9 protein-coding genes are annotated in these 10,438 nt (G+C 26.4%); 1 reads left to right on the forward strand and 8 read right to left on the reverse strand.

What is annotated here, in order from left to right:
* Nucleotides 1-763: 763 nt before the first annotated feature.
* Nucleotides 764-1,561: an endonuclease/exonuclease/phosphatase family protein gene (locus SPJ33_RS00055; protein ID WP_321115923.1), complete on the reverse strand. Its 798-nt coding sequence runs from the start codon at nt 1,559-1,561 to the stop codon at nt 764-766.
* A gap of 6 nt (nt 1,562-1,567) precedes the next feature.
* Entirely contained in the window at nt 1,568-3,211 is a 1,644-nt protein-coding gene (locus SPJ33_RS00060; protein WP_321115924.1) for a PTS transporter subunit IIBC, read from the reverse strand.
* 833 nt (nt 3,212-4,044) lie between these two features.
* Here SPJ33_RS00060 and SPJ33_RS00065 point away from each other — a divergent pair.
* Nucleotides 4,045-4,476 carry a nucleoside 2-deoxyribosyltransferase gene (locus SPJ33_RS00065; protein ID WP_321115925.1) on the forward strand — a complete coding sequence of 144 codons (432 nt, stop codon included), beginning with the start codon at nt 4,045-4,047 and terminating at the stop codon, nt 4,474-4,476.
* Nucleotides 4,477-4,523: 47 nt separating this feature from the next.
* Here SPJ33_RS00065 and SPJ33_RS00070 read toward each other — a convergent pair whose 3' ends face one another.
* The 6 genes from SPJ33_RS00070 to SPJ33_RS00095 form a co-directional block, all read right to left on the reverse strand.
* Entirely contained in the window at nt 4,524-4,826 is a 303-nt protein-coding gene (locus tag SPJ33_RS00070; RefSeq protein ID WP_321115926.1) for a hypothetical protein, read from the reverse strand.
* A gap of 150 nt (nt 4,827-4,976) precedes the next feature.
* Nucleotides 4,977-5,543 (reverse strand): undecaprenyl-diphosphatase, encoded by a 567-nt coding sequence (locus tag SPJ33_RS00075; RefSeq protein WP_321115927.1) that lies wholly within the window; start codon nt 5,541-5,543, stop codon nt 4,977-4,979.
* Between the two features lie 62 nt (nt 5,544-5,605).
* Nucleotides 5,606-5,929: a CGGC domain-containing protein gene (locus SPJ33_RS00080; RefSeq protein ID WP_321115928.1), complete on the reverse strand. Its 324-nt coding sequence runs from the start codon at nt 5,927-5,929 to the stop codon at nt 5,606-5,608.
* Nucleotides 5,930-6,079: 150 nt separating this feature from the next.
* Nucleotides 6,080-7,465, reverse strand: a complete 1,386-nt coding sequence (locus SPJ33_RS00085; protein WP_321115929.1) for a radical SAM protein — start codon at nt 7,463-7,465, stop codon at nt 6,080-6,082.
* A 345-nt stretch (nt 7,466-7,810) separates the two neighbouring features.
* A complete protein-coding gene (locus tag SPJ33_RS00090) occupies nt 7,811-9,700 on the reverse strand; it encodes a glycosyltransferase (RefSeq protein ID WP_321115930.1) in 1,890 nt (629 codons plus the stop codon).
* Nucleotides 9,701-9,879: 179 nt separating this feature from the next.
* Nucleotides 9,880-10,335 carry a DUF1097 domain-containing protein gene (locus SPJ33_RS00095; RefSeq protein ID WP_321115931.1) on the reverse strand — a complete coding sequence of 152 codons (456 nt, stop codon included), beginning with the start codon at nt 10,333-10,335 and terminating at the stop codon, nt 9,880-9,882.
* Between the last annotated feature and the right edge of the window lie 103 nt (nt 10,336-10,438).

Raw genomic sequence — 10,438 nt, forward strand, 5'->3', positions numbered from 1 at the left:
ATATAAATATATAATAACTGTCAACTTTTTATTGTTTTTATGATAAAAGTTAAAGATGCTAATTTGTACTTATGAGTTAAATGGTAAATGGTTGTACTAACTTGTTTATAATTTACTTCACATTATATAACAATTACGAACCGAATTATATTATATATGATTAATCACGAAGTTAGCTAACATAGCCTATTTTTAAAATATAATCAAAAACCTCATGCTAATATTCTATTAAGTAAATATATACCTTGTAAGAAAACAATACAATACAAAAAGAACACCTGGTTTACTTAAGATGTGCTTAAGCAAGCAAGATGTTCTTGTCTTTTATATAAATTTTTGACCACGCTATTTATGTAATTTTTCTTTTTCTTTAACTTTTTCTACTAGTTTTTCATCTTCTTTTATCTTTTCATTTAACTTAGATTCTTGATTTTTCAAAACTACTTCATCATATTCTCTTCCCATAATTCTCATCCCCTTTTTAACGCCTGTCCAAACCTTGACTTAATCTTAACACCAATATACTAAAGGGTAAAGCAATTCTCTTTTTGAATTTAATTAAACTCTCCAAAAAACAAACAAATTCAAATAAAATCTTTATAAAAATATCTATTTACTCAATATAGCTTCATTTTTCTTCTCATTGCTACTAATTATTATATTTTTAACATATAATTTAATTTAGTTACATTTATAATAAACTCATCATCAAAAATATCCTAGCCTAGAGAAATTATAAATCTCTAAAACTAGGATATAATTATTAAATATTTTCAATCAATATTTCTACTCCAAAATGATCTGATATCACATCTTTATTTACATCATTAAATATAACCTTACTTTCTAAAACATCAATTTTTTTATTGGTAAGTATCATATCTATTCTTAAATCTTCTGTGTTATCATCCCACCCTGCTATCTTTTCTTTAACTGTTATTCCTGAATCCTTTTTCTTTGATATTTCATAAGTATCTAATAAACCCTTACTTTTTATGAAATCATATCCTTCATTTCTTATCAATGCATTATTATTAAAATCACCCATTAAAAATGAAAGTTCATTTCCATTTTTAACTTTCTCATATAATTTATTGACTTGTCTTTCAAAAGATTCATCACAGTCATTCCACCAACCTAAATGGCATGAATAGAAATCTATAGGTTTATCATCAATTTCTATAACTGCTTTAACTATTTTTCTTGATTTCCAAAAGTCTATGCCTTTATTCTTAGTTATATAAAAGCTTTCTTTTTCTAAGATATCATGTCGTGATAAAATAGCTAATCCTTCTTCATACTTATCATATCCAATATGAGAAAAATCCCATACTAAATTATAAGAATATCCACTAATCTCTTTTATTTCATTTATTAAAATTACTGCATAGTTATCTATTCTTATATTATCAAATAATAAATCTGAATCTATATTTTGGCTTACTTCTTGTAATGCTACAACATCATATTGGTTTTCTACTATTACCTTTGCTAGATATTTTATCTTTTCTATTTGATGCATCTCTTGCCAGGAATGACAATTCAATGTAAGTAATTTCATAATTTATTAAACCCCTAAGATATCTTGTACATTTGATTTTAATATATCTGCTTTAGGTCCATAAATTGCTTGAACACCCTTATCCTTTACAACAAGACCTACCGCTCCGTTTGATTTCCATGACTTCTCATCTCCAACTAAGCTAATATCCTTAACTGTAACACGAAGACGAGTCATACAAGCATCTACATCTACTATATTATCCTTACCACCTAATAATGCGATTGCTTCTAGTGCAATAGCGTCATCTGATGCTTTTGGATTTGAACCTACTTCTTCTTCATCTTCAATATAATTTCCTCTACGTCCTGGTGTAGCTATATTGAATTTCTTTATTAAGAAGTTTGCTACTCCAAAGTTTGCAAGGAAGAATGCCGCTGCTACTAATAAGAAGTTTATTATATCACCTGTAATTCCAGCACTAACCATAAGTGGTATACGAGTTAATAATTCTATAATTCCGAAAGAATGTACTCTTAAATTTAATAAATCAACCATAGCAAAACCTATACCAGCAATGATTGCATAAGCACCGTAAAGAACTGGTGATACAAACATAAACATAAATTCTAAAGGTTCAGTTACCCCTGTTAAGAATACTGCAATTGCAGCTGAGAAGAACATTGTTTTATATTTTTTCTTTTTATCTGGGTCAACATTTCTATACATAGCAAATGCTATACCTATTATTGAAGCACTTGATAATATAACTTGTCCTGCTTTGAAACGAGCTGGTGTAACGCTGTTAAGTAAGTTAGTATATGCTGACATATCTCCAGCTTGTTTTAAGTTATTTAAGTCAGTTATCCAAGCAAGCCATAACGGATCTTGTCCTGCAACAACTGTACCTGCAGCTGCTCCTGTAAGAACTTCATATACTCCACCAAATTCTGTGTAGTTCATAGGTATTGTTAACATGTGATGTAATCCAAATGGTAATAATAAACGTTCTAATGAACCAAATAAGAATGGTGCAATTACTGGTGCTGTATCTTTTGATTCAGCAATCCATTCACCAAATTGGTTTAATCCGTATTGTGCAAATGGCCATACTAAAGAGAATATTAAAGCTGAAATTGCTGAGCCTAATATTACCACAAATGGAACAAAACGTTTACCATTAAAGAATGATAAAGAATTTGGTAACTTATCATAGTTATAATATTTGTTATATAAAGCTGCTCCTAAGAAACCTGAAACAATACCAATAAATACTCCCATATTTAGAGCTGGTGCGCCTAAAACTGATACAAAGTAATCACCAACTACTAACTCTTGTCCTGTAAACGATTTAACTATAGTTGGAGTAGTACTAGCTAACATATCAGCAGTAACGCCAAACATTACCCCTGTAATTCTATTAGTTAGAATAAATGCTAATGCTGCAGCAAATGCTCCTCCAGCACGTTCTTTAGCCCAAGAACCACCAATGGCTATTGCAAATAAAATATTAAGATTACCAATTATACCCCAGCCTATGTCTTCCATTACTTTTGCAAAAAGTTGAACAGCACTAATATCAACATACATTCCGATAACCTTTCCAATCGAAATCATAATACCTGCAGCTGGCATAACTGCAATTACAACCATTAAAGCTTTACCAAACTTTTGCCAAAAATCAAAAGAACAAAATTTAAGTTTCTTCATTATATAATACCCCCATATTTATTTAAGTAACTTTATAAATTCTATATTCATAAAGCTTTATCTTAAACTTTGTTGTTTCATCATGTTTTTAATCTCATAGTTATTCAAAGCTAAAATTTCATAGTTAGCCTTTCTTATATTGTGTTTTCTTTTATCCTAAGATAAATTTGCTATGATACTGTACTTTTAACTTTTAAGAGCTCTTTTGTATGTAAATATTTTATTATCTCCTGTAATCAAATAATAATTCCTGTATATTAAAATTTCATTAGTTTATAGGATATATTTTCTACAATATCCCTACAAGATTTCTATTCCAAATTTTAACAAAAATCTTTCAAATTTATAATATCAGAACTTTATATCTTAATCAAAAGTTATTTAACCAATTTTATTCATAAATACTATATATATCTGCAAAAAACTTCCTTATTCTTACTTTTTCAAACTTATTAAATTATAATTTATATACAATGCTTATTTGCATATTTTTATAAAATTCTTAGTTATAATTAAAATAAAAAAGCAATTTAGTGTATTAATATACTAAATTGCTTTTTTTATTTACGAATTAGTATCCCATACTTTATGCTAATTCATAAACCCCTATATATATTTTTAACCCCTTAACCTTATGTTTATCCGAATTAAGTTAATCATATAATATTTTATTCATAATTTCAACACATTATTAACTTTTTATTAATATTTAAAAAATATTTTTACTTTTCAAAGTTTTATATTCAATTTGTATTTGTAAATAAGGATTTTATATTTATAATATAATTACAATTTAACAATAATTTAATTTTTATGATTTTGGAGGAACACAGATGAAAAAAATATATTTAGCTAGTCCTTTTTTTAATGAAGCTGAACTTGATAGAATGAAAAGCGTTCTTAAGGTTCTAAGAGAAGAAAAAGGATTTGAAGTTTTTGCACCTTATGAATTAAAAAGTGATTTAGAATTTGGATCATTAGAATGGAGACATGAAACTTTTAATACTGATGTTGATAATATAAAAACTGCTGATGTTGTTGTTGCTATTATAAGTAACGGTAACTATTCTGATAGTGGAACGGCTTGGGAATGTGGATATTCATACGCTATAGGTAAACCTGTTATTATAGTTAATTTAACAGAAAATCCAGTTAATTTAATGATAAGTGATAGCCTTAATGCTTATATAAATTCATTAGATGAACTTAGATCTTATGATTTTGAATCATTACCAAAAACTAATTATGTAGGTAAAGTATTTTAAATAAAAAAATACATCACTTTTAATTTAAGTGGTGTATTTTTTATATATTATTCTTCTATATTTCTATACTTTCTTAATCTATCATTACAAATTTGTTTATCTTCATCATCAAAAACATCTTTGTATTTATCACTTAATATTAGATTTTCTAAAGATAATTCTTCTTTATTCGCTTTAATCAAAAATTCTAATCCATTGTCCGTTTCTTCATCTCTTATTAATGATTTAGCTGCGTAAAGAGCTCCCTTATTATTGATTCTTTGAAGCATAATATCTAACTTATACCCACATTGTAAATCAACTTCCCTATAAATTTTTAACATGTCCCCATACAATTCAAAACTGCTCATAGCTTCCTCCATTATTTTTTTATTTACTATAATATAAGTATACATTATAACTAAATTTCTTCAATATACTAAATAATAAAAAATAAAAAAATTATCCAAAATATACTAATATTTATATAATTTAGATAATTATTTATTAAATAATTAATTTTATCTATTTTTAAAACATAATTTATCAATCTTCATATAAGCAGCATCAACAATATTTTTTATTAAATTTCTATATATAATATTCATTACTAAAACAACAACAAGAGCACCTATAATATCAGATGGATAATGGTGTCCAACATATATTCTTGAAATACCAACTAAAATTGATAATATGATAAATATATTTCCAAGCTTTTTATTAAACATTCTAAGCCCTAATGCTATACTAAATGTTCCTATCATATGATCACTTGGAAATGATGCGTTTGCAGCATGTGGTATAACTAAATTTACACTATATCTTACAAAAGGTCTATCTATATAATAAATTGCTCCTATTACAAGGCTTACAAGTAAATTTATTAGCATAAACATTATTGTATTAACTGCAATTTTTCTATACTTTACCTTCTTTTTTGTAATTCCAATCAAATATACTATAACAACAGTTAATGCAAAAATAGCTGGTAAATATTTCGAACAGAATATCATTATATTGTCTAAGAATATACTTTTATTAGCTAGATTATTTATCAATCTAAAAATCTCTAAATTCAAATTCATCTTATGTATTCCTCTCTCAGTAAATTTTAACTTTAGTAAAATTTAATTATTATAAATTTGATTTAATGACTTCCATGAACAACTTCAAAGCCTTCTTTTTTGAATGTTTCTTCATATTTATCATAGTCATTACATTTAGACTTTACACATCTTGATATATGTATAGTTTTTACATCTTTCTTTTTAAGATCAGCTATCGTTTCTTTCCATTCTTTATCTTCTATAATATTATCTTCACATCCTGAACAATAGAAAAAACTAGCTAGCTCCTCTTTATTATCTGCATATCTTTCAAATGCTGCTGTAGAATTATTATATGCTCTATGACATCCCCCTCCTGAACATCTACCTATAAGCTTTCTACATGACATTATTGCTATTGCCATCTTATCATCCCTTTACCTATTTTATTGCATTATAATTATACATTATTCTTATACTTCTTCAATATCTTCAAAAATAAAAGAATTACCTAAAAGCTATATATTTATAGCATTTAGATAATTCTTTATTAACATATAATGATATATTAAACTTTAGCCTTTTGAGAATTCGTAATTTCCTGTTCCGTTAAATTCGTCTTGGAATTCCTTTTCTGCATAGCCTTCAAATTCACTTGCAAGATTATCTAACTTTTTCATAAACTCAGGATCTTTAACCATTAATTCTGCACTTGGATGTGTAGGCTTAGCTCCTGTAACCTTAACTATTTCTCTGATTTGATTTGGGTTATCAATCATAGGACAAGGCATTAATAAGTTTTTATTATATGGTTGTCTCTTTCTTAATTCTTTAAAATAAGGACTTTGGAATACTTCTATAAGCGGTCTACCTTTTACATTATCAGTTGAGAAGTGTGAGAATATACAAGGTTCAACATCTTCTTTTGAATTTATATGACAGTAATATTTACCTGCAATACATCCTCCAACATATGGTGCATCATTGAAGAAATCTATTGGGAATATTTCTTTAGTCATTCTAATTTCTCTTGTTCTCTTTCCAAGTTTTAATCTTTGTTCTGGTGTTAACATAAGATCCATGTCTTTAACTGGTTCATCTCCAACTGGCATGAACATGAAGTACCATATTAGTCTTGCACCTTTTTCGATTATCATATCGATAAACTTATCTGAAGTAACAACATCTACATTGTGTCTAGAAGTTGCTGAAGAAACTCCAAATGGTATTCCTTTTTCTCTTAAAAGATCCATTCCTTTCATTACTGCATCAAATACGCCTTCGCCTCTTCTGCCTTCTGTTTGTTCTTTAAATCCTTCTAAAGAGAACATAGGCATAACATTTCCTAATTTAGCTAATCTATCAGCTAACTTTTCATCAAATAATGTTCCATTTGTAAATGGAGTAAAGAATACATCGTTATATTTTTCATATATATCTAACATATATTCATTAAAGAAAGGTTCTCCTCCAAGTATTATAATGTAATATATACCTAAATCTCTAGCTTCTTTTACTAATCTATCAACTTCTTCAAATGGGATATCATCTTTTTTACTATAGTTAGCAGCATAACATCCTGTACATCTTAAATTACATCTCATTGATGGACTAATTAATATTGTGTAAGGAATTTTTGTATCATACTTTTCTCCTTGCTTTTCTCTCTTTGGTATACCATACCATGTAGCATTTCCAACGAAGTTAGCAAAAAACTTAGATAAACAATTTTTATTAGTATTTTTAAGTATATCTTGAATAAAATTATGTACTGATGGTATTTCATTATAATATCTTTGAACTTCATCTATAGCATTTTTACTATCTTTATCTCTTACACCCTTACGTATGATATTGAAAATTTTATCAACATTTTTTTCAGGATTATTTTCTAGTATTTGTATACCCGCTTTTATAATCGCTTCTTTTGTACCTTTCTTTATGGTATCTTTAATATCCATAAACTCACCTCTTTAGTAAATAATGTTTAATTTCTTCTATTTTCGTAAAATTTGTAAAACTTTTTTATATATAATAAAAAACCTCTCTGATATGTTCCATATTATTCCTATAAAAAAATAATATCAATGTATTTCATATAATCTTAACACTAAGTTTACTTTGTTAAATTTCAATAAAATTTCGTTAATAAGGTAACAAATCTTCGTTTTATCTACGATTTTATTTATATAATCATAAAAAAATTCAATTATTTTGTGTACTTTTAAAATTGCAAAAACTTTATTTTTCTATGAAAAAACTTCTTAACTTTCATAAGTTAAGAAGTCTTAATTTGTAAAATTATTTTAATGAATCTGATCTCTTTTTAATTTATAATATGGCTCTAAGTTATCTATATATATTCTCATCACTTCAATCATTGCTTGTTTATTTATATTATCAAACATTATTCCATATAATTTCTTATCTTTTCTGACTACTGTTCCTGTTACAACTTCTTTATCTATTTTTACATTTATTTTTTGATTTATCTTAAACTTATTTTCACCTAAAACTTCTACTCCAAGCCCTTTATCTGATATATTTTTAACTAAAATCTTAGTATTATTTATATCTTCACACTGCATAATTATTGGCTCTTTTAAATTAACTCTTTCTGTAGATCTAAATATAGGCTTTTGATTAGCAACCTTTATTGCAATAATTAATCCAGCTGCATTATAAGCACTCCATAATATATTTAATATAATATAATTTAAAACTGATAATGATCTACTATCATATATTAATTTTACAGCCATTAACCATGATATAACTGTAGTTGTTAGTAAAACAATATGAGGATATACAAATCTAAAATTAAAATAATTTTCATCAACTTTTACATCTTTTGATGTTACATTAAATTTCTTTATAGACTTTATTGAAAAAAGTTCTAATAATACAGCTTTACTTATACTTGGTGCCATAACTGATTCATAAAAATGTGACCATCTTAAATCTCTATTTTGTGGAGAAACTATCTTTATAACAATCATCTGTGATAAAAAATATGGTAGATAAAATATTAATATCTTGCTAACTTCTGAATCTAATGTCCTTATACCAAACAATAAATACACTAATGGACATATTATATATATCATCTTTTGAATGCTTGAAAACCAATAAAGTAATCCATCAATATAGGCTATCTTTTGATTCCATTTTAGGCCACTATTAAGTATAGGATTATCATTCTTAAATACCTGTACATTACCTCTCGCCCAACGTTCTCTTTGTTTAATTGATTCTTCTAATGTAGTAGCACTAAGACCTAAAACTAATGGTTCATTAACTAATATTGATTTATATCCATTAGCTTGTAATCTCATACCAAGAGCCATATCTTCTGTTATTGAGAATGTTGGAAAACCACCAACTGCATCAATAGCCTCCCTTCTAAAAACTGCATTAGTTCCTACATGTAATACAGCATTTATTGAAGCTCTTGCTTCTTGTATATCCCTCATAAAAAAATCTTGCTCATTAGGTAAAGATTTATTTAAATTATATTGATACATATCTGTGTTGTAATAACTTTGAGGAACTTGAACAAATGCAACGTCCTTATGTTTGAAGTATTCTATTGTCTTTACTAAAAAATTTCTTTTAACTATCATATCAGCATCTAAAATAACAACTAATTCTCCATTAGTTAACTTAAATGCATTATTTATATTTCCTGCTTTTGCGCCCTCATTATCTTCTCTAGTTATGTAATTTATTCCATAGTCTTCACTTAATTTTTTAATTTCTTCTCTGTTTCCATCATCGCACAAATATATATTAACTTTAGATTTATTATATTCTAATTCTAAAGCAGCGATAACAGTCTTTCTAAGTAAATCTAGTGGTTCATTATATGTACATATAAATATGTCAACCATAGGCACATCATTACTATTAGGATCTTTTAATATTTCTTTATCTAAATCATACTTTCTACTTGAAAAATAATTAAAATTTAAAAATCCTATAGTTCCTAAAAGCTCAGCTAAAAAAAGAGCTAATCCAAATACAAATGAAAGTCCACTTAATGGAATTACTGTAATTCTCCAAACTATATAAACTATATTCGTTAATAAAGCTATCACTACAATTAAACTTCTTCCTTTTTTAAATTTTAAATAAATAAAACCTATTATAAGTAATAGCGATATAGTTATACTAAGATATAATTCATAACCATTCATAAAAACCTCCAATATCAAATGTTAACTTACATTTTTTCTCAAAAACCTTATTTTATAATGCTTCTGTAATTAATTAATATACTCTATTATTAATATTTTGTAAATAATAGGGTATATTAATATTTTGTAAATAATATTGATAAAAAATAAAAAAAGGTTACTAAATCTAGTAACCTTTTTTATTTATCTTTTTTAAATTTTCCATATAAAAGTAATCCTGAAACATTTGATATATGCCCAAAAACATTTCCAAAAATTAATGATATTATAACTGCTATCCAATTTCCTCCTGTAGCAAACGTACTACAAGCTCCTAAAAATGCTCCTGGTATAAATTCTAGTGGCCTTGCCTTTGCTTGGAAACACATTACAAATGAAAAGAATCCAGTAAGTATATATGACCAATATGAACCTGGAAGATATTTTGTTCCAAGTATTGTACACATAGCCCAAACTATTCCTGAAATATTAGCTAAAATAGATCTTTTAAGCCCTGCAACTTTTGTTCCTGATGCAAAATAACTTGTAAAACCTATAAATCCAACCCATACTATAAGACCCAAGGCATCACTAACAAAAGCCCATATTCCTGAGAATATGCCAACACTTATAGCCACCGCTGTCATTAAATCCATGATATTCCTCCTAAGTTATAAAATTATTAATCAAAACTGTATAAATTTAAATCATGATTAATTATGCATTCAAGATTATATCATGTTTTTATAATTTAATTAA

Source organism: Clostridium sp. (genome assembly GCF_034179595.1).
Classification (GTDB): domain Bacteria; phylum Bacillota; class Clostridia; order Clostridiales; family Clostridiaceae; genus Clostridium.

Excerpts from the sequence above, each read along its gene's own strand:
- SPJ33_RS00090 (WP_321115930.1), bottom strand. The coding sequence starts at position 9,700 with ATGAATGGTTATGAATTATATCTTAGTATAACTATATCGCTATTACTT.
- SPJ33_RS00065 (WP_321115925.1), top strand. The coding sequence starts at position 4,045 with ATGAAAAAAATATATTTAGCTAGTCCTTTTTTTAATGAAGCTGAACTT.
- SPJ33_RS00095 (WP_321115931.1), bottom strand. The coding sequence starts at position 10,335 with ATGGATTTAATGACAGCGGTGGCTATAAGTGTTGGCATATTCTCAGGA.
- SPJ33_RS00055 (WP_321115923.1), bottom strand. The coding sequence starts at position 1,561 with ATGAAATTACTTACATTGAATTGTCATTCCTGGCAAGAGATGCATCAA.
- SPJ33_RS00060 (WP_321115924.1), bottom strand. The coding sequence starts at position 3,211 with ATGAAGAAACTTAAATTTTGTTCTTTTGATTTTTGGCAAAAGTTTGGT.
- SPJ33_RS00085 (WP_321115929.1), bottom strand. The coding sequence starts at position 7,465 with ATGGATATTAAAGATACCATAAAGAAAGGTACAAAAGAAGCGATTATA.
- SPJ33_RS00075 (WP_321115927.1), bottom strand. The coding sequence starts at position 5,543 with ATGAATTTGAATTTAGAGATTTTTAGATTGATAAATAATCTAGCTAAT.
- SPJ33_RS00080 (WP_321115928.1), bottom strand. The coding sequence starts at position 5,929 with ATGGCAATAGCAATAATGTCATGTAGAAAGCTTATAGGTAGATGTTCA.
- SPJ33_RS00070 (WP_321115926.1), bottom strand. The coding sequence starts at position 4,826 with ATGAGCAGTTTTGAATTGTATGGGGACATGTTAAAAATTTATAGGGAA.